At 41.7% G+C, this 21,090-nt stretch carries 16 protein-coding genes; 13 read left to right on the top strand and 3 right to left on the bottom strand.

The genetic code is table 11. The annotated features are described in order from the left end of the window. Window positions 1-157: 157 nt before the first annotated feature. A complete protein-coding gene (locus tag EPX21_RS09045) occupies window positions 158-2,965 on the bottom strand; it encodes a prolyl oligopeptidase family serine peptidase (RefSeq protein ID WP_166670720.1) in 2,808 nt (935 codons plus the stop codon). Window positions 2,966-3,200: 235 nt separating this feature from the next. Between EPX21_RS09045 and EPX21_RS09050 the strand changes: the two genes are divergently transcribed. Further along, window positions 3,201-3,527, top strand: coding sequence for an iron-sulfur cluster assembly accessory protein (locus EPX21_RS09050; protein WP_134089348.1), 327 nt, complete (start codon window positions 3,201-3,203; stop codon window positions 3,525-3,527). A 27-nt stretch (window positions 3,528-3,554) separates the two neighbouring features. Here the strand turns inward: EPX21_RS09050 and EPX21_RS09055 are convergent, their stop codons facing one another. Beyond that, window positions 3,555-4,751, bottom strand: coding sequence for a cysteine desulfurase family protein (locus EPX21_RS09055; RefSeq protein WP_134089349.1), 1,197 nt, complete (start codon window positions 4,749-4,751; stop codon window positions 3,555-3,557). Window positions 4,752-4,989: 238 nt separating this feature from the next. On the opposite strand from EPX21_RS09055, the gene EPX21_RS09060 reads away from it, so the two are divergent. The 12 genes from EPX21_RS09060 (at window position 4,990) to EPX21_RS09115 (ending at window position 19,822) form a co-directional block, all read left to right on the top strand. Continuing rightward, window positions 4,990-7,692, top strand: coding sequence for a family 78 glycoside hydrolase catalytic domain (locus EPX21_RS09060; protein WP_134089350.1), 2,703 nt, complete (start codon window positions 4,990-4,992; stop codon window positions 7,690-7,692). A gap of 4 nt (window positions 7,693-7,696) precedes the next feature. Continuing rightward, entirely contained in the window at window positions 7,697-9,481 is a 1,785-nt protein-coding gene (locus EPX21_RS09065; protein WP_134089351.1) for a chloride channel protein, read from the top strand. Between the two features lie 93 nt (window positions 9,482-9,574). After that, window positions 9,575-10,165 carry an LEA type 2 family protein gene (locus EPX21_RS09070; protein WP_134089352.1) on the top strand — a complete coding sequence of 197 codons (591 nt, stop codon included), beginning with the start codon at window positions 9,575-9,577 and terminating at the stop codon, window positions 10,163-10,165. Between the two features lie 41 nt (window positions 10,166-10,206). Then, window positions 10,207-11,097: a helix-turn-helix domain-containing protein gene (locus tag EPX21_RS09075; protein WP_134089353.1), complete on the top strand. Its 891-nt coding sequence runs from the start codon at window positions 10,207-10,209 to the stop codon at window positions 11,095-11,097. Window positions 11,098-11,588: 491 nt separating this feature from the next. Then, window positions 11,589-12,038 carry a MarR family winged helix-turn-helix transcriptional regulator gene (locus EPX21_RS09080; RefSeq protein WP_134089354.1) on the top strand — a complete coding sequence of 150 codons (450 nt, stop codon included), beginning with the start codon at window positions 11,589-11,591 and terminating at the stop codon, window positions 12,036-12,038. 46 nt (window positions 12,039-12,084) lie between these two features. Next, entirely contained in the window at window positions 12,085-13,290 is a 1,206-nt protein-coding gene (locus EPX21_RS09085; protein ID WP_134089355.1) for a pyridoxal phosphate-dependent aminotransferase family protein, read from the top strand. Between the two features lie 36 nt (window positions 13,291-13,326). Then, complete coding sequence (locus EPX21_RS09090; RefSeq protein ID WP_134089356.1) at window positions 13,327-14,445, top strand: hypothetical protein; 1,119 nt, start codon at window positions 13,327-13,329, stop codon at window positions 14,443-14,445. A gap of 220 nt (window positions 14,446-14,665) precedes the next feature. After that, the gene (locus EPX21_RS09095) at window positions 14,666-17,242 is read left to right on the top strand and encodes a DUF5686 and carboxypeptidase-like regulatory domain-containing protein (RefSeq protein WP_134089357.1); all 2,577 of its coding nucleotides are present in this window, start codon (window positions 14,666-14,668) and stop codon (window positions 17,240-17,242) included. Window positions 17,243-17,341: 99 nt separating this feature from the next. Further along, entirely contained in the window at window positions 17,342-17,974 is a 633-nt protein-coding gene (locus EPX21_RS09100; RefSeq protein ID WP_134089358.1) for a sterol desaturase family protein, read from the top strand. 74 nt (window positions 17,975-18,048) lie between these two features. Continuing rightward, entirely contained in the window at window positions 18,049-18,807 is a 759-nt protein-coding gene (locus EPX21_RS09105) for a CDP-alcohol phosphatidyltransferase family protein (RefSeq protein ID WP_240768628.1), read from the top strand. Continuing rightward, on the top strand, window positions 18,791-19,204 hold the full coding sequence (locus EPX21_RS09110; protein WP_134089359.1) for a GtrA family protein: 414 nt from the start codon (window positions 18,791-18,793) through the stop codon (window positions 19,202-19,204). The genes EPX21_RS09105 and EPX21_RS09110 overlap by 17 nt, the downstream gene beginning before the upstream one ends. Before the next feature lie 30 nt (window positions 19,205-19,234). Then, window positions 19,235-19,822, top strand: coding sequence for a DUF4833 domain-containing protein (locus EPX21_RS09115; RefSeq protein ID WP_134089360.1), 588 nt, complete (start codon window positions 19,235-19,237; stop codon window positions 19,820-19,822). 30 nt (window positions 19,823-19,852) lie between these two features. Here the strand turns inward: EPX21_RS09115 and EPX21_RS09120 are convergent, their stop codons facing one another. Continuing rightward, a complete protein-coding gene (locus tag EPX21_RS09120; protein WP_134089361.1) occupies window positions 19,853-21,055 on the bottom strand; it encodes a DUF6600 domain-containing protein in 1,203 nt (400 codons plus the stop codon). Window positions 21,056-21,090: the final 35 nt, after the last annotated feature.

A 21,090-nucleotide genomic window follows, 5' to 3' on the forward strand; every position in this document is an offset into this window, starting at 1 on the left:
AATTTAACGATTTTATCGAATTAAAAAAATACAAAGGGAAAATATACCGGCAATGACGCCCGCCATCTTATTGGCTAATAAAAAAGGGGCCGGATAAAAGTCGGCCCCTTAACGAGTGTTTTATTTGCTATTGGCTTTTAGGAGCGGGGCTTTTATTTCAGTCGATTAAATCGAATCCCCAGTCGATACCCTTTAACGTAGCGGGTACTCCACGCTCCAACCATACCGGTGCCGGCTTTTCTTTTAAGAAGTGGTCAAAGAACTGTTGTTCTCTGATTTGGATGTCTTTTCTGTTTTGCCTTTTTACCAAATTATGTTCTTCACCATTGTAATTGAGTAGCCATACGGGCTTACTGAGACGACGTAGCGCGGTAAACATTTCTATTCCCTGATACCACGGAACGGCTCCATCATTATCATTTGCCATAACCACTACAGGTGTTTTAACGGTCTTTAAATGAAAAAGCGGAGAATTTTCGATGTAAAGATCGTAACCTTCCCATAAATCCTTTCCTATGCGGCTTTGCGTCTTTTCGTATTGAAATTGTCGGTTAAGTCCGGTAGCCCATCGTATGCCACCATAGGCAGAGGTCATATTAACCACCGGTGCTCCGGCCCAAGCCGCTGCATACATATCCGTACGGGTAATCAAATGAGCTACCTGGTAGCCGCCCCAACTCTGTCCCTGTATGCCGAGGTGTTTTTCATCCACCCATGCGAATTTGGCGAGCTCTTTTACCCCTGAATTGATGTATTCTTCTGCCGACTTGCCCGGGTGACCTATTTCATAGCTGATATCTGGAGCAAACACCAGATAACCATTGCTGACAAAGTAGCTTATATTAAGTCGGGAAGGCGTTGGTGCCGGTGCAATGTAGGTATTTAAGCCATCGGACAGTTTCTCGTAAAAATACGTGATCATCGGATATTTCTTCGCTTCGCTAAAGTCCTCCGGCTTGTACAGGATGCCAGTCGCTTCATGTCCCGCTGGCGTCGTCCACTTTACAAGTTCAGCCGTACCCCAGTTGTATTGTTCTTGTTGGGGATTGATAGCACTTAACTTGGTTTCTCTTTTGAATTCGGAAGAGGTAACGTATAAGTTGGGCGATTCCTTATAGTTTTCTTTGGTATAGATGATCACATTCTTATCTATACTGGCGGAAACATTTTTATAAGCGTGAGCTGACATAACGATTTCCTTTGGGTCCTTTTTGTTACGAGGGTTCGTTTCGAACCATCCGCCTTCTTTAGTAAGGTGGTTAAAGGCGCTTACTAAAATCGGTTTTTTGGTGTCAATGATAACCGCTTTATCGTGTTTCTTTCTTCCGGTTTTGGGGAGGATGTCTTCATATCTAAAGGTGATTTTAGTGCTTCTACCTGCTCCGTTTGTCAGTATGCGCCTGTCGTTACCTTTGGGGTCAAAGCTCCAAATATCATATTTGTCATAAATCAACACCTCTTTATCTTCCGGTGTCCAGCCGGCAATTCCGTAAGGCCGGGCGAAGGTAGGGGAATCATTGTCTTCATCGGAAAAACTGACCGGCAGATCGGTGTTCAGTGTTCTTAAAGCGCGCGCATTAACATCATAGGCATTCCACTGTTGGGTGGCCATATTGTACCATACAACAAATTTTCCGAGAGGAGACATAAAGGGTCGTGCATATACGTCAGATGCGATTTTCGTCTTGCTTCCGTCGGTTGTAGAAATTAAATAAAAATCCTGTTTTGTACTGCCTTCCCATTGTGCAGAAACCCGTTTCCCGGCATTCGTGCTGCCTAACGCATATTGGTTATCGGCGTCATCTGTCAATTCGATCTCTGGAATATCCAATGAGGCTAGTGGTATGACCGTAGCATTTCTTTTCGGATAAATCACACTCAGGTAGCTTTTAGTCAAATCTTTCTTCAAGTTTACGAGTTGTTGCGGTTGCAAATAGTCGTCTTTCCACGTCCAAATATCTACGTTAGCTACCTCAAAATCTACAATCGTTGTGTCTTTTATGCGAGGAATTGGTGCAATTCCAAAAAAGAGTTTTTCTCCGCTTTTACTGAAACGCAGTTTTCCGTCGCCACTCACGTTCCAATTGTTGGGCATACCAGTGCTGCTGACATTTGCAATAATATTAGCAGTATCTCTTTCGGGTGTATAATAGTAGAGGCTATAAGGTTTTTGAAGTGCCTTTTCCGGACTCTTTTCTGCTGTAAAAGCCAACTGCGTACCGGTCTGATCAAACGTGATTTGACGATATGTTCCACGTCCCCGGCTGATTTGCTTAAGCTTTTTCTCTTGGATGGTGTATAAGAACAAACCGGCATTATCCGTTTGTACATCTTTCTTGCCTGTCCGAGCAAAAGCCAATACCCGAGCCGCGTTGTCAAAAGAGTAATCGCTTACATGTTCGAAAAGCTCTTCGGCTCCAGTCGCCAGGTTACGCAAGTGCAAGGTGCCGGATTCCCCGCCTTTTTTACCTTTAGTGTCTTTTTCAACACTGTCGGCCTTTGCGGTTTCTTCTGTTAAGTAGGCGATGTATTCTGATGATTCGTCTGCTAATTTAAACGATTTTACACGAGGCGCCTTATAAATATTCTTGGTGAGCAGTGATATAATGGCCAACGAATCCTTCGGCATTTCGTTTTCCTTCTTCTTCTTGATCTTTGCAAGTCTGGTTTCAGCAAATGGCGGTTTAATCGTAACAATCGCATATTGCGAGTTATCGGTAAATAGACCGTTTTCGCCGCGGGGGACAGTCCAAATCGTTTCTCCCGACACTGTGCTGATGATCAGCTGCGCATCTCCTTCCTGCGGCGTAATGCTGTATAAAATGAATTGTCCATCAAGACTTCCTTTTGCAGATTTAATGCTCTGCCAGCCATCGTATACGCTGTGGTCTAATGGCTTCTTCTGTGCGAACAAGCACAGGCTGATTAAGTTAAAAATGATTATTGAATATATTCTATACACCATGTTGGATTGATTTGTGGCTAAATATCCGAAAAATAAAAAATTTAGCCGATAAATCACCATTATTTTACAATGGTGGTATCCTTCTTTTCCGTGGTTATGCGCTTGTTGCTATGGATATCAGGTATGCTGTACATTGTGGATGTCTAATCCTTGTCAAATTCCATTTGCATAGGTCGATATGCTTTATAAATTACTAGGGATTAACGATATTTGGTAAAATTTTATTTGTAATACTATGATAACTGTTACAGAGAAGGCGAAAGACAGAATCAACGAAATTCTTCAGGAAGAAAAGTATGACGCTTCCTATTTTGTGCGAGTTGCTGTAGAAAGCGGCGGTTGTTCAGGACTTACTTATAAGCTTGATTTTGATAACGAGGAACGGGCAGGGGATCAGTCCTTTGAAGATCAGGGAGTCAAAATTGTATTAGATATAAAGTCTTTTCTCTATTTAGCCGGCACCAAGCTGGATTACAGCGACGGCTTAACCGGAAAAGGATTTAACTTTATTAATCCGAACGCATCGCGTACTTGCGCTTGTGGCGAAAGTTTTTCCGTGTAATCCATAACGGGCGGGCTATCGTTCGCTTTATAATAAACCGGATTCGTACATTTTCCAAACTGGGGAATCTTTTCTCAGTTTGGTAATGGCAGTGCGTAACAGATCGACCGCATAGTTTATTTGTTCTTTTGTCGTGGTTCTTCCCAAGCTGAAGCGAAGAGAGCTTTCAGCGTCTTCCTTGCTCAGTCCCATGGCGAGGAGCACATGGGAAGGGGCTCTGCTTCCGCTGGCGCAGGCAGCTCCGGCCGATAGGGCGAGCTGTGGCAGTTGTGTCATGATATCGGCACCTCTGATATACCGGAAGCACATATTTGAAACGTGCGGAAGCCGATTGCCTGAATTGCCGTTGACAAACGTTTCGGGCAATGTTAATAGAGAAGCTTCCAGGCAGTCGCGAAGTTGTTCCAACCTTTTCGATTCCTCGTTTTGGCTTTGGAAAGCCAGTTCTGCTGCTTCGCCTAAACCCACTATGCCTGGAACATTTAAAGTGCCAGCACGTAAGTTATTCTCTTGCTTTCCACCTTGTATTAATGCGCCGACTTGGATAGGGGCCCGTCGACGTTTAATATACAAAGCGCCCACTCCTTTAGGCCCATAGATTTTATGTGCACTTAGAGCCAATAGATCAATACCGTCACTTTCTACGTTTACTGGGATTTTTCCCACGGCTTGCGTTGCATCACAAAAAAACAAAATGTTATGTTCCTTTGCGATCTTACTGATCTGCTTTATTGGATGGAGCACGCCGGTCTCGTTGTTTGCGAGCATGAGGCATATTAGGATCGTATCGGGCCTAATAGCCTGTTTGAGGTCGTCTAAGGATATTTCGCCGAGGTGATTAGTCGCTAATTTCGTTATATCGGCGCCCGCTCGGTTCAAGAAGTTACAGGTGTCTAAAACGGCTGGATGTTCGCTTGCGCAAGTAATAATATGCTTTCCTATGTGTTGATAGTGATAGAAAACGCCTTTTAACGTTTGATTGATAGCTTCGGTAGCGCCAGAGGTGAACGTTATTTCTTTAGACGACGCATTAATAAGTTTGGCAACTTGACTTCGCGCTCGATCAACAGCTTCTGCAGACTTCCGTCCAAGTTTATGATAGACGCTCGAAGCGTTTCCGTATAATTCGCTGAAATAAGGCAGCATCGATTGTAATACGCGAGGGTCGACCGGTGTGGTAGCACAGTGATCAAGATATATAAACTCGTGGCTCAAACTTGACATGGGATTTGGCAATTGAATATTCGTAAAACAAATTATACCAGCGCTTGTATTGATAGAACGCCTTTCATCAAACAAATGTCTGATGTTGGAATCGGAACCAAACAAAGGTAAGGAATTTGCGGGGTTTGATTATAAACGAATTTTGCGTAGGTTTGCAGCGAATTTTGAGATCCGTTCATCAACGCCGGTGTTCTTCTTTTGAATCCTTATTCCTTTGGTAGTCAATCTGTATATAAAAATGAATAGAAGATCTAAGTGTCTCGCATTTATTCTCTCCGTAATATCTACATTATTATCCTGTAGCGACAGTTTCAACAAAAGCGAAATTTTCGAATCCGAGGCCTTTACATTGTATGGAAACCGGGTTGTGCAAGGATCATTTGAAGCGAAAGCCATTTCGTCGAAAGAAGTTGTTAGCAACTATAAGAGTTCGTACCGAGATACACTGAGCCCCCGTATAAATTTTAAGTTTAGTATAAACGGGAAAGACAATGAACTGCCTTCTGGCGTTTATCACTCTGCAGTGGTTTTACCTGGAGAAACGGAAGATAAAGTCGTGTCGGTCAAATTTGGCACTCCATACAAGGACGAAACGAGCGTGCCTAAGCAAACATATCTGGCGTCTGGAGCGAAGATTACCATTAGGCTCGATTTAAGGCATGTTTTAAAGGCCTTTGAAGAGGACGGATTTTATACGAATTTTAACGGTGTCAAATTCTACAAGGAGGACTTCGGTCGAGTTTACGTGGCCGGTAATACCGAGCCGCTCTTCTGGGATTTCGATAATCTGGTCAACCATCCGGAATTGGAGATGAAAGACCGAGACGGAGACGGTGTATATGAGATTACGTTAACATTGAACAAACCAAAGAAAACGCTGGATCGACCGGTGTGGAAATTAACGCAGGACATTAGTTCATTTCCCGCTTATTCCTCGCCGTATCCGTTAACTGATGCACTATATAACATGGCGATGGAAGAATTTGTGCAGAAAGTAAGCGAAGACGGCAGTAGTTTAAAGCTTGATAAAAGATGGCTTGCCGGCAACGCGGGCCACGTGAACTATAGCGTTATTTTGTCTATCGCAGCCTTTGCGCCAGAGCTTGCTAAAAGCGGTCTCATGCAGCTTGTTGACCAGGATAGGTTGGTTCAAGCTAATGGAACGGGCGGTTCTTATCCCGTTTCTACGGATAGAGCTTTATGGGTGATTGCAGCATGGGAAGTTTATAAAGTAACCGGCGATGCCTTGTGGTTAAAAAAATGCTATGAAATAGCAAAAGAAGCCTTAGAAGAAGACCGTGTGCTTGCATTTGACGCCGATAAGGGCTTGATGCGAGGTGAATCGAGCTTTCTGAACCAGCGTGAGCAGACGTATCCAAAATGGATGCAAGCAGCTGATATTTACGAGTCTATGTCCACCAGTACCAATGCCATACACTACGGTGCGTTGCGCCGTCTCTCATTAATGGCAGGCGTTTTAGCGAAGAGCGGAGAAGGGAAAAAATACGAAGTTTGGGCTGATAGTTTAAAGGCAAGTATAAATAAACATCTTTGGCTTAAAGACAAATCATCCTATGCTCAATACCTGTACGGGCGGGTATATAAGCTGACTTCCGATCGCTCTGACGCTTTAGGGCAAGCGTTGGCTGTACTGTTTGAAGTTGCAGACGCAGAGCAGCAAAAGGCCGTCATAGCAAATATGCCGATTTTGCCTTTCGGAACCGCTTGTGTGTTTCCGCAAACAACCTATATTCCGACCTATCAAAACAATGCCATTTGGCCATTCGTACAAGCCTATGCTACAATAGCGGCCGCGAAAGTGCGTAACGAGCCATATGTGTTAGCAGGGTTGGCCGCTATTTATAGGTCGGCAGCCATGTATCTCACCAATAAAGCCAATTTTAGAGCGGATAATGGTAATTATGAACCAACATTAGCCAATGAAGACGAAGCGTTAAGTAGTTTAGCAGGCAATCTAGGCTTAGTTTATCAAGTTTTTTTCGGACTCCAATTTGAACCCGAGGGGCTTCGGCTAAACCCTTATGTTCCCAAGAGATTACGCGGAGAAAGAAAGCTAAGTGGTTTTAAATACCGGGATGCCATTCTTGATATCACGTTGAGCGGTTACGGTAATGCCATAACGTCCGTTTCTCTTGATGGTAATGAATTAAAGGAGGCGTTTATTCCCGGGGATATTAAAGGTAAACATCAGTTAACGATTGTAATGGGCGATAATCAAATGCCGAATGAAAAGATTTATAGGACCCACAATCGTTTCGCAATCGATATGCCTGCGTTAACCTATGACAATGGTAAATTGAAATGGCGTATTGTCGAAGGTGCCGCCAACTATCAGGTGCTTAAGAACGGCGAAATGCAAACATTGATAGATCGCAACGAAATCAATATAAGTCAAAATGAGTTCGCAGAATATCAGGTCATTGCGGTCGATTCTGCCGGGAATTCTTCTTTTGCAAGTGCTCCTTATACGGTGTATTCGCCCGGAGCCGAACAGCTTGTAGAAGCAGAAAATTTCGGGAAGTTATCGCGGCAGGAGGTGAAAGGGTATTCCGCCAAAGGCTTTGTTGATCTGTCGGTTTCGGCAAATGATTCATTGAGCATCGCTGTGACTATTCCTGATACCGGACTCTATGTAATTGATTTCCGTTATGCCAATGGCAACGGATATGTGGGCACGGGAAATGGCTGTGCGGTGAGTTACTTGGAAAGCGAATCCCAAGGGTTAGGGGCAATTGTCTTTCCGCAAAGAGGTCAGGGCGAATGGTCGGATTGGGGATTTAGCAACAAAGTTGTTGCTAGATTTAATAAAGGAACGTATCAATTAAAGTTGGTGAACCCTCCGATAAATGGTATAAATAGTAAGCGATTAAGTAAAAATAAGGCGCTGATTGACTATCTTAGAGTGATAAAAATAAAGTAGTATTTTGGAAACACGGAGCGGGATTATTTACAGAATCAATCAATGGCGCATTCGGAAAATTTCAAATCGAAACTTTCTGGTGATTTTGGCTGTAGTTGTTGGGCTAATTGGGGGCGTGGCCGCATCAGGACTAAAGGCGCTTACACACGGTATAGCCGCCTTTTTACAGAACGACGTACAGTCAGAATACAAATATTACTTGTACCTATTCTTCCCGCTTATAGGGATCTTGCTAACGGTTATCTACGTCCGGCGTTTTATCCGAAAGGGAAAATTTGAACATGGGATTACGCCTATATTATATGCCATCTCCAGAAAATCCAGCAGAATTGAAAATCATAACATATACTCTCAGATCATTACTTCAGCACTTACGGTCGGCTTTGGCGGTTCATCAGGGTTGGAAGCGCCAATCGCTTACAGTGGTTCAGCCATCGGTTCCAATGTAGCTCGGTTCTTCGGCCTTAATTATCGCGAGGTTACCATGTTGCTCGCTTGTGGTGCCGCAGCGGGTATTGCCGGCGCATTTAATAGCCCAGTTGCCGGAATGGTATTCGCTATTGAAATCCTGTTGCCTGAGTTTTCAATTCCAGCTTTTATTCCGTTACTTATGGCCGCTGCCACGGCATCGGTCGTGTCGAGGGTATTATATAGTGAACCACTATTTTATTTAGTTTCTGACGAGTGGGTTTTACCCGCGTTATTTTTTTATTTGTTATTAGGCGGGCTTGTCGGCCTTTTTTCCGTTTATTTCACCAAAGTGGACGGTTGGGTGAAGGGTTGGTTTGCTGCTGTAAAAAATCCTTACCATAAAATTTGGCTCGGTGGTTTAAGTTTAGGGATATTAATATTTATTTTTCCTGCATTGTACGGGGAGGGCTATATTGCTATTCAACAGCTCCTCCTTGGGAAATCGAATTCGTTATTAGCTAACAGCGTATTCTCCGATTATAAACATGTAGGTTGGATGGTTGTGGTTTATAGCCTTGTGACCGTCTTTGCTAAGTCTTTTGCTACGCTGATTACGCTTAACAGTGGCGGAAATGGCGGAACGTTTGGCCCCAGTTTAGTGATGGGTGGACTCTTGGGCTTTGTCTTTGCACATGGTGTCAATCTTACGGGGCTGACCTATCTTACTGAAGCCAATTTTATCGTTGCTGGTATGGCTGCCGCATTAAGTGGTATTATGCACGCTCCCTTAACGGCCATATTTCTTATTGCCGAGATAACGGGTGGTTATACCTTGATGGTGCCCCTGATGATTGTTTCGGCCATTTCTTATTTCATTAATAGGGCAGCAGTAAAGTATTCTATTTATACAAAAAATTTAGCGGCGCATGGCGATTGGCTTTCGCATGAAGACAAAGATAAAACGGTATTGAGAATGATGAAATTGCGTTATGTCTTAGAAACTAATTTCACCGTGCTGCGTCCGGATGAAAAGCCTATAGACAGGCGATCAGATATTATTCATACCAAAAGAAATATTTTTCCTGTTGTTGATGGAGAGCGCAAACTATTAGGCGTAATCTACAGTGAGCGTTTATTTAGCATTCTCATGGGAGAGGAGGTTTCGGACAAAACAATGAAAGAATTGGCCCAAGCTCCCATCGATGTGGTTCGTATGAATGCAAATATGTACGACGTTATGCGAAAGATGGACCGCGAAGACATTTGGATTTTGCCGGTGCTTGACGAGAATGACCATTATATGGGTTTTGTTTCCAAATCTGCAATTTTCAATAAATACAGGGCGCTATTAGTAAGGCAAGGCGCTTACTTAGACTAGCGTTTCTTTCGGCTATTAGCGGTTGTTTAACAAATATTAACCCGAATTGTCGTCCTAATAGTTTACATTTGTCACCAGCTAAGGAGATTTAAAATGAATAGGCTGTTATTGATGATGTTACTTCTGGTGTTTATGGCGTGTGGTGTTAACCAACAGGCCAAGCAGATAAAAGCACTGGAACAATGTAAATACGAGGTAAAAAGCGTAGATAGCGTTTTTTTAGCAGGTACAGATGTTGTTCAATTGCTTCGCTCTGGAAATATTGATACACGAAGTATGGGAGGTGTGGCGATGGGCATGCTTCGAAAAGAAATACCGTTAAAGGGAATATTAAAGTTAAAGATAACCAACCCGACCACTAATCTTGCAGGGATCAACCAATTTCAATACCAACTTTTAATGAAGGACCGTACACTGGCCACAGGATTGGTGAATCAACAAATAAAGGTAAAACCCGGTGAAACAGCAGAGATACCTGTTTTAATTGACGCCAATGTTTATGGCTTGCTTTCGAATGGTTCTGTATTACAAGAACTTTCAGACTTTATTTCCGGGAAGAATCCAAACCAGGAAAGCGTGCTAACCATAAAATTGAAGCCAACAATCGCTATTGGAAACAAAACAATAAATTATCCTGGATGGATCACCTTTGATCGGAAAGTTACCCGTAATTTGTTGCTGTAGTTTTGAAGCTCGTGCGATAAAGCCCTTGTGCCTGTTGCCATATGAAAAAGAAGTTGCCTCAGATCACGTCGCATCATCTTTCCAAAGATGATTCACGCGAATTTATAGTCTTTCATATCAATAAACGATTATTAAGCTCTAAGGAATTTAGCCCTTACGACATCTTCAATCCTTTTAAATCCGATTTTTTTGCTGTATTGATGGTTCATGAAGGATCGATAGATATCAATTTGAATTTGCAGCATTTTCGGTTGGAAAAGAACAATGTGTTGGCCTTTGCTCCCAATATGATCAAACGGTTGTTGGCCATTAGTGATGATTGCAAGTTTTATGCGATTCTATATAAATCCTCGTTTCTGGTAAATGCGAATATACGGGAACTTCATCAAGACGTATACGATTTGTCTGTTTCAGGTGTGCCCTTATGCAATTTGGCACTGCACGAAATCAAGGCCCTGAATAACTTGATTGAAGTGATGTTATTGGGCAACCACGTAGAGGACGCCGCTATACATCATGCTGTTGTTAAACACAGCTTTTTAGCTTTTATGTACGAATATGCGTTTTTATATCGAAAATACATTCGCGAAAAAAACAGGAAAGTATCGCGGAAAGAAGACATCATGCTTCGTTTTACAAAACTCGTAGCAGATAACTTCAAAGAGGAGCGGAGTGTCGATTTTTATGCAAAAAAGTTGTTCATTACACCTAAATACCTTTCTGAGGTCACCAAAGACGTTTCGGGTAAAACGGCAAGTGCGATTATTGCAGAAATGGTAATCATGGAGGCGAAAAGCCTATTGAGTATTCCTTCTCTGACAGTTATAGAAATAGCGGATTTTCTCAATTTTAGTGACATGTCTTTTTTCGGCAAGTATTTTAAACGTTATACCGGTGTCAATCCTACCAGCTACAGAAAAACGATTCGATAGCTACAATACTCATATAAATGTAAAATTTGTTGCCAACGCAACGATTTTTTTTGTTGATAACTTTTTCCTAAGCCTTTAGTCATTATATTAGCTTCTAATACTTTTAAATCTAATTATTTGAAAATAAAGTATCTACCGAAGTTCGAGTCCAAATAGTTCGCAGAGTAGTCGTTGATAGCAAAAGGTTTTTATTCGGTTTTTCGCATTTTGTTAATTTAATATTAACAGAATAATTGGCATGATGTTGTTTCGCAGAAACGAAAGAATACAGAGTTTTAGACGTATTGGTGCGGAAGGTGATATTGACGAACATTCATTTATTTGAGTTTTAGGGGAGATTTTATAGGTTTTTCAGGCTAGCGGTTCGGAATGTAACGGTGTTTATACAGAAAAAATGACCAATTTTGGCGACATATGTACCTTTTTTTAATTTAATATTGAGTTGATATTTGTGGCGTTATTAGTTGATATACAAACGATTTTTACAATAGATGAATCAGGTGAAAAATAATGAAGATTTAGCCATATTCCATCTCGATAACCTGAGTAAGTTGTTGCGCAATAAGGCCAATCAGTACTTGTCTGCCCAGGGGATTGATGTGCGGATAGAACAGCTGCCTGTTTTGTTTAGTATACCGGAGGAAGGTCTTCCACAACAGCAGATTGCCGATGAAATCGGGAGAGACAAATCGTCGGTACTTCGAACCATCTCCAATTTAGAAAAGGAAGATTTGGTCAGAGTAACGACAGATCTAGCTGATAAAAGGAAAAACTGTGTTATGCTCACTCCAAAGGGACGTGCCTTGGCCGGACTTATAAAGGATAAAATTGTGAATCTCGAAAAGGTTTTGTTTAATAGCTTGAAAAGTCCAGAGCATGATCGATTTATGCAGGTGATCAAATCAATTGGGAACAACCTGCAGAATATACATATAATATAACTGTATTAAAAAGGAGATAAACCCTTGGGTTTTAAATTTTAATTAAATGAGCAGAAATTTTGACAAGCGTATAGCAGATTTTAAAGATGCGGCGGTGATAAAAGAGAAAGGTCTTTATCCCTATTTCAGACCTATCGAGTCTGGTCAGGACACCGAAGTTGTCATCGATGGAAAGAAGGTACTTATGTTCGGCTCAAATTCTTATTTGGGGTTAACTAACCATCCGAAAATTATTGAAGCTGCTCAACAAGCTACTGCCAAATACGGCACCGGCTGCGCTGGCTCACGTTTTTTGAATGGAACACTTGATATTCATGAAGAATTAGAGGCCAAGCTTGCTGCCTATGTAGGTAAAGAAGGAGCTGTTTTATTTAGTACCGGTTTTCAAGCAAATCTTGGCGCACTTTCTTGCTTAACCGGAAGAAATGACTATCTTATTTTAGATGACTGTAATCATGCTTCTATTATAGACGGAAGTCGCTTGTCTTTCTCGAAGGTGATTAAGTATAAGCACAACAATATGGCCGATTTGCGGAACAAATTGAGCCAACTGCCGGAAGAAGCGGTCAAATTGATTGCTGTGGATGGCGTTTTCAGCATGGAAGGCGACTTTGTAAAGCTTCCTGAGTTGACCGCAATCGCAAAAGAGTTTGACGCTGCTGTTATGGTAGACGATGCGCACGGTTTAGGCGTTATTGGCGAAGCAGGAGCCGGGACGGCGTCCCATTTCGGTTTAACCGATGACGTGGATGTCATTATGGGAACCTTTAGCAAGTCATTGGCTTCATTGGGCGGATTCCTGGCGAGCGACGCCAATACAATCGAATATTTGAAACATAGAGCCCGTTCGTTGATGTTTAGTGCAAGTATGACCCCTGCCTCTGCAGCGAGCGTTTTAGCGGCACTGGAAATTATACAAAACGAGCCGGAGCATATTGAGAACCTTTGGAAGAATACCGAATACGCAAAGCGTCAGTTATTGGAAAACGGTTTTGATTTAGGGAAAACAGAAAGCCCTATCTTACCTGTTTACATACGTGATAATGATGCTACATTTTTGATTACGAAAAAGCTACACGAAGCAGGCGTTTTTGTTAATCCGGTTGTATCTCCAGCTGTAGCTTCTCAAGATTCCTTGATTCGGTTTTCGCTTATGGCTTCACATACATTTAGTCAAATCGATGAAGCCGTAAGCAAGCTGACACAAGCATACCGCGAAACTTTAGCCAGCGAATTCGTTAAAATAGCATAAATCAACTGAACATATCGATACAGCACTTATTTTACCATGGAGGTAGTTAACGTTTCGTCTAAAAGTCAGTTGAAATCTTTTATAGATTTTCCTCATGATCTATATAAGAATGATAAGGACTATGTCCCGGAGTTGTTTATTGCCCAGCGTGACATGCTTACGCCGGGCAAGCACCCTTTTCATAACCATTCTTTTATCCAATTGTTTCTTGCTTATGAAGGCAAAAAAGTTGTAGGACGCATAGCTGCAATTTACAATACCAATCATAATGCGTTTACGCAGGCGAACGATGGCTTTTTTGGTTTTTTCGATACGGTAGACGATCAACGCGTAGTAGATGAGCTGCTGGCACGCAGCGTCGCTTGGCTAAAAGAAAAGGGAGCAAATCGATTAGTGGGGCCCGTAAACCTATCGACCAATGACTCTTGTGGCTTATTAGTAGAAGGCTTTGACCGACCGCCGGTTGCGATGATGCCTTATAACATGCGATACTACGAAAAATTATTAATGGGAGCCGGATTACAGAAGCAGACGGATTTGTTGGCTTACCTGATTGTTCGTAATAATCTAAATGACCGATCTGTTAAGCTCTTGGGAGCACTGGAAGAGCGGTTGAAAAGAAGCAATATTAGAATAAGAAGCATTGATAAAAAGAATCTGAAACAAGAAATACCAAAGATTAAAGAGCTATATAACAGTGCTTGGGACAAAAACCTTGGTTTTGTGCCCATGACTGATGAAGAGTTCAACTTTCTGGCAAAGGATTTATCGATGATTTTGGATCCCAGATATTGCATTATTGCCGAACAAGGAGATAAGATGGTTGGTTTTGCGCTGGGCATTCCTGATATCAACCAGATATTGATTAAGATAAAGCGTGGGAGATTGTTCCCTACTGGAATTTTTAAACTATTGTTCGGACTAAAAAAGGTGACCGGCGTTCGTGTATTACTGCTAGGGGTCGTTGACGGCTATCGAAAAATGGGTATAGAGGCCTGTCTTTATGGACGGTTAATAAAAAATTCAGAAGGCACAAACCTCCAATATGCGGAATGTTCTTGGATGTTGGAAGATAACTATCTCATGAATCATGCCATTGAACAGATAAATGGCCAACAATATAAGCGCTACCGCTTATTTGAAAAGACCATTTAAGTTTAATTCTGTAATTGCTGATATACAGCTAGATCCTTACAGTAGTGGTTGTTTCTCTACCCAAGAGAAGAGTGCTGGATAATACGATCGTTTTTCTGCCCAACTGTATTAATGGCTGTGCGATGCTGGCTATTTTTGACTTTTTGACCACAATAGTCTTAAATGAAATCCTTTATTTTGCGGTGTAGGTGGTACACATCTAAACTAATTGAATTAAGAAGTGAAAATAATTATTGCAAAGATCCATAGCAGCTATACTCATATTTGCTTATTGTTTTTGTTCGCTTTATCTGCTCAAATAGCTGTAGCGCAAACGACTATCGTTCGCGGCGTTATAACGGATGCAGTAACGAAGGAAACACTCCCTTATGTAAGTATTCTAATACCCGGAACTACTATCGGCACATCTGCCGACGACGAGGGCCATTTTAGTATTAAGATAGATGGGAATTATTCGAAGCTTAAATTTGCCTATATCGGTTATGTCACTGTAGAAAAAGATATTAAGCCAGGGGAAGACCAAGTGGTGAATGTACAGATGAGCGTTGATGCCAAGATGTTGAACGAAGTAGTGGTCACAGGCAAAAGGGGACGATATAGAAATAAAAATAATCCAGCTGTTGAGTTGATTAGGCAGGTTATCGCTCACAAAAAGGAAAATCAAATGGAAAATTACGACTTTGTTCAATACGAGGAGTATAGTAAGTTGTCCATGGCTTTAAGTAACCTGTCGGATAAATTTAAAGAGAAGCGAATATTCAGAAATTACCAGTTTCTGTTTGCCGAACAAGATTCCAGTTCGATTGGCGGTAAAAACGTTTTGCCTGCCTATATGGAGGAAAAATTGTCTAACATCTATTTCCGTAAAAACCCATATAAAAAGAAGCGGTACGTTTTAGCGGATAAAAAGGCTGAGTTTGATCCGCACTTCATTGATAATGATGGCGTGAGCAATTACCTTCACCGATTGTACGAAGATATCAATATTTACGATAATGATATTTCGATTACCACTAATCTGTTCTTAAGCCCCATTGCCAATAATTCGCCTACTTTTTACAAGTTTTTTATTAGTGATACCGTAAAGACGGAACAACCATGGCTTGTTGAACTTAGTTTCGTTCCCCGTAACAAGGCAGATATGTTGTTTGAGGGTAAATTGTTCATCACTTTAGACGGCAATTATGCAGTCCAAAATGCCTATCTAACCGTAAATAAAGATATTAATTTAAACTTTATGCGGGATTTGCAGGCAAAGTTGGAGTACAGCAAAAATCCCGACGGGCGGTATCATTTAAGTAAAAGTACGCTTACCATGGAATTCGCGCTAGGGGATAAGGGCGGTGGCATATTAGGCGAGCGTACCGTTTCTTTTCAGAAATACCTGATCGGACAGTCGCAAGCCGATAGTATCTATAAGGGTCCAGATGAAGAAATTGCTTATAATCCCGAAGTCAAAACAACGGAGGAGTATTGGAAAAGTGTGCGTCACGTGCCCTTGGAACTTCGGGAAGTCGGTATCTATAAAAATGTAGATACGCTTCAAACGATCAAGTCTTTTAGACGCATCATGGACTGGGGAACGGTGCTGCTAGCTGGATATAAGTCGTTTGGCAAGTTTGAAATGGGGCCTGCTAGCACCTTTTATAGTTTTAATCCTGTAGAGGGATTTAGGTTACGTTTAGGAGGACGAACGACTACCGACCTCAGTAAAAGGATGTTTTTTGAAACCTATGGGGCTTATGGCTTTCGGGATGAAAAGTGGAAATACTTTTTAAGTGCTACATACTCGTTGAACAACAAATCAGTATATTCATTTCCGCTTCATTATATAAAAGCCAGTTATCAACACGATACAAAGATACCGGGCCAGGAACTGCAATTTGTTCAGGAAGACAACTTTTTACTTTCTTTCAAACGAGGTGATAATAACCGCTGGCTTTATAACGATATTGCTAAGTTCGAGTATGTGCATGAGTTACCGAGTAGGTTCTCTTACAAAGTTGGCTTTACACATTGGCGGCAGCGTCCTGCCGGCGTATTGGTTTATCAACGCGAAGATGCCAACGGGAATCTTTTTAACGTTAATGAACTTACTTCATCGGAGGTCAATGTTGAACTTCGCTATGCACCGAAAGAGCAGTTCTATCAGGGCAAAGTTTATCGCATCCCGATATTTAACAAATATCCGATATTTACCTTGCGCTATAATATGGGCTTAAAAAATGTATTCAACAGCACAAACGATTACCACAACTTTAGCGCAAACATCTTTAAGCGTGTATATTTGTCGCAGTTTGGCTACTCAGACGTAACCCTCGAAGGTGGATACATTTTTGGAGAGAACATCCCTTTTCCATTGCTTAGCATACATCGGGCGAATCAAACCTACGCGTATCAGCTAAACTCTTATAATTTGATGAACTTTCTTGAGTTCGTAAGCGACCACTATGCAGCTGTTAATGTACAATATTACCTGAACGGGTTTATTTTTAACAAAATCCCGTTGCTTAAGCGGCTAAAATGGCGTGAGGTTATCAGCTTCAAAGGTTTGTGGGGAGGTTTAAGAGATGAAAATAACCCGAATTATAATAATTCATTATACAAATTCTCCATGGATGAAAACGGCTTGCCTATAACTTATACGTTAGGAAGTACTCCGTATATTGAAGGAAGTGTTGGGATAGCGAATATTTTTAAATTAGTTCGGGTAGATCTAATAAGGAGATTTACTTATTTGGACAATCCGAATGTTTCGGAATGGGGTATAAGAGCCCGGGTCAAATTTGATTTTTAATCGTTTAACGACGCTTTTTTGTTTATTTTTGTCTATTCTTATTAGCTCATAGCTTAGGCCAATTAAGTTAATAGGTTTTATTTATCAATAGTAGTTGTCATGGCAAAGAATTATGTTTCTAACTCGCAGGAATCAGTAAGAATGTTTAAAAGCAACTTACTCGAACCTTTAACAAAGGTACATTTTACAGTGCCTTTGATATTGTTTGTGCCAGTTATCCTCTATTTTTCATGGCAGGCGTTTGCTACATATGAAGTTTCTGTTTGGTTCTACATAGGATACTTCATTATCGGCTTATTCGTTTGGTCATTCACCGAGTATGTAATGCACCGTTTCGTTTTTCATTTACCCCCTAAAGGGAAGGTGATGGAGCGTCTTCATTTCATATTTCACGGGGTGCATCACGATTATCCCATGGACAAACTCCGGTTGGTATTGCCTCCTTCAGTAAGTATCCCCCTTGCTCTAGCGCTATATTATTTGTTTAAGTTGTTTTTTAATGATATGCAGATGTCGGCGTTTTTTCCAGGTTTTATAGTGGGGTATCTTTTTTATGATATAGGGCATTATGCAATGCACCATTATAACTTTAAAAGCGGCATTATGAAAAGGATCAAGCAGCACCATATGCTTCACCATTATCAGGATGCAGACAAAGGTTATGGTGTGAGTTCCCCGCTATGGGATATGATCTTTGGTTCTAATTTTGAAAAGAAGAAAAAAGCAAAATAGCTGCTTTCTTCTTGTACCTGAAATGATACACAACCGTTGACTTGCTTAATGCGGTGAAGTAATCTAATCTCCTTATGAAAGAAAAGAAGACAATGATAGAAGGGCTTGAAAACAAGCATTTCGGTCAGGTGCAAGAAGAAGACGAGAAAAAGAAAAATATCTTTAAGGACCGGAAGCGCACCAATTTATTAAAGGATGCCGAACAGCGCTCAATTTCTTACTTGGTTACCAAAGTGCCAGATGCCATAACACCCAACATGCTTACTGGCATAGGCTGTTTTGGAGGGATGGTTGTGTTGCTGGGATTTGTGTTGGCAAGCTATGTGGACCGTTCGTATCTTTTATTAGGCGTATTAGGACTCTCTATTAATTGGCTAGGCGATTCATTGGATGGGCGGATCGCTTATTACCGAAATATCCCGCGAAAATGGTATGGTTTTTCTCTTGACATCATCATGGACTGGATCAATACTGTTATTATGGGCCTCGGTTTTATCGTCTATCTCGGCGAAGGATACGAACTGTTATCCTATTTTTTCGTTGCTTTATACGGATGGGCCATGATCATAACGCAGTTGCGTTATAAGATTACCGACAGATACACCATAGATGCCGGGACCGTAGGACCAACTGAAATTAGAGTCATCATCAGCATCATCTTTATTTTAGAAGTAATATTTGCGGGAGCCGTCAATATATTTTCAGCGCTTGTAGTCATTACTCTTTTTATTGTCAATATCGTAGACACAATAAAGTTATTGCGTTTGGGTGACGCGCGTGATATAGCAGAACGAGCGGTAAAGAGTGCTTCACCCGATGTTAAAGAAAAGTAGCATTTATACCTTCATAAAAGCCCAGTTTTCAGCTTTTTTAGGAGGGATAGTCGATTACAGTGTAATGGTTATATGTACAGAGTTGCTGTATATACATTATACCATTTCAATTATCGTTGGTGGAATGATCGGCGCGCTGATCAACTTTATGGTCAATCTTAATTGGACTTTCAAAGCTACGGCAAGGGTTGATCAGCGGGGCGGCATTTTGATTCAACTGGCTAAATTCGCTTCTATGGTAGGAGGGAGCGTTTTGTTAAAGTCATCGGGTACTTACTTGCTAACAGAGACTGTACAAATGGACTATCGGATAGGTAGAATAGTGGTTGACCTCCTTGTGTCGCTTGGCTTCAATTACACCTTGCAACGCTATTGGGTTTTTAAAAGAAATCCTTGATACAAGCTTAAGCTTGGTAAATAATAATTTATGAATATTCGTACGTTTAGCGCTTTATATTGTGCTCTTTTTTTGGGGGTAGGAAGCGTGGTTGGTTTCCCATATGCTAACCCTTCAAAGGTGATATATGAAAACGTTTCTACTGATGTAGATTCGTTTCCTATTCCGAAAGATGTAGCGCATTTGTTGTTTTATATACAGCGTGATCCTAACACCAATACAATCTGTTATACTTTAAACATTGACAATGCCGGCAGGCTTGATTTAGGAGACCCGATTCATGCCTTTTGGATACGTTATCCCGAAGGGGGCGTACGGAAAGAGTTAAATTTTATTCAACGCAAATTTGCCTACGGAATCAATACGAAGAAACTGGCGGATGGCAGTTATGACGTCAGGTCAGTTGCTTATAGCAAACTGCCATTAAAGCTAAAAAAGGATACGAGGGGCGTTTATCGCGTTTATGCTCAGATAAATGACAAAGAATCGGTGCTCGAGCGGATATTCATTCGAATTGGAGACGGCGGTACTTTTTGGAAGCCAGATGTTCAATATATTGAACTCAAGGGTATTGACGTGAAAACAGGTAAACGTGTCCTTGAACGATTTAAGCCGTAAGAAGCAGGCCCTAGTTCTGGGGCCTGCTTTTTATCCTCTAGTACTTCTCGATGCACTTGTTGGACGATCTTGACTACGCGATGACCGTTCACTGCCCCTAGAAGGCGTGCTCGATCGCGATTGCCGGACGTTTTGCGTGCGCGTTTGTGCGCTTGGTTTAGCACTGCTTCGTTCCGAGCGCTGTACGCTATTCCTGTTGGGCTGGGCTGCAGGCCGAGCGGACCTCTCTGCCGATGGCCTTTTCGCTGTATTATTTGTCCTCGCCTGTAAAGCTTGATTGCTCTCTTTAGCGCGGATTTCGTTATTTCTAGTTTTGGAGTCATTCGCGCGTACATTTGCTGCTCGTGTTGTGCTTGCTGGTCTGCGATCTACATTTTTATTTCGATTCGCAGAAGCAGTAGCAGTCCTTCCAGTAACCTTACCGGTATTTCTATTTGTTGATCTGCTTTCACTACGAATGCTGTTGGCCGATGCAATCCGAGTTGGCCTTGCTCGCTCATTTTTACTTATATTCGGGCGATAGATTTCAAGGGATTGTCCGTTTATTCTCCCCGAACCTGGCCGGCTGGCATTACTTATACGATGTACCGGTACGGAAGACCGTGTCACCCGTTGAATGTCAGTTCTTCTTGGACCGGCATAATATCGGTGGTTGTTGTAAACGTAGGTGTTGTTTATTATAGTGGTTCTGTTATAGACGTTCACCACCGTTCTCCTTGGCGCATAATAGCGATGAATAGATGCGCTTAAGATATGACGTTGCGGTACAAAGATCCAATAGGTGGACGGGATATTGACGCTTACGCCGATACTTAGGCCTGGGCCCAAAGGTGCCCAGCCATAGTAACCTCCACCCGAACGCCAGCTCACCCATGCAGGCCCCCATTCATAGCCCGGAACCCACGACCATCCAAATCGCTGATTGTAATTCCATCTTCCGTAGTGAAATGGAGCCCAGCCCCAGTTATAATTAGACACCCAGGTATTGCCATAATCCGTCATTACCCACCTGCCATTAGTCGCGTACGGTTGAAAATCGGGTTCTACATTCGGAACCCAGATATATCCGTAATCCGGGTCGTCTATCCACTCCCCATAAGGAGAAAGTTCATCGTAAAACTGCTGGAATGACACAGTTACCCCAGGTTGGGCATTTACTTTTCCAAGAAAGCCGATAGCAAATAAAATGCTAAAGGAAAAAAGTAGTATGCGTATATTATTTGCTGTTTTCATGGCTCAAAGTTTAATCCTACAAACTTGTTTTCTTA

Source organism: Olivibacter sp. XZL3, assembly GCF_004368405.1.
Lineage (GTDB): Bacteria > Bacteroidota > Bacteroidia > Sphingobacteriales > Sphingobacteriaceae > Olivibacter.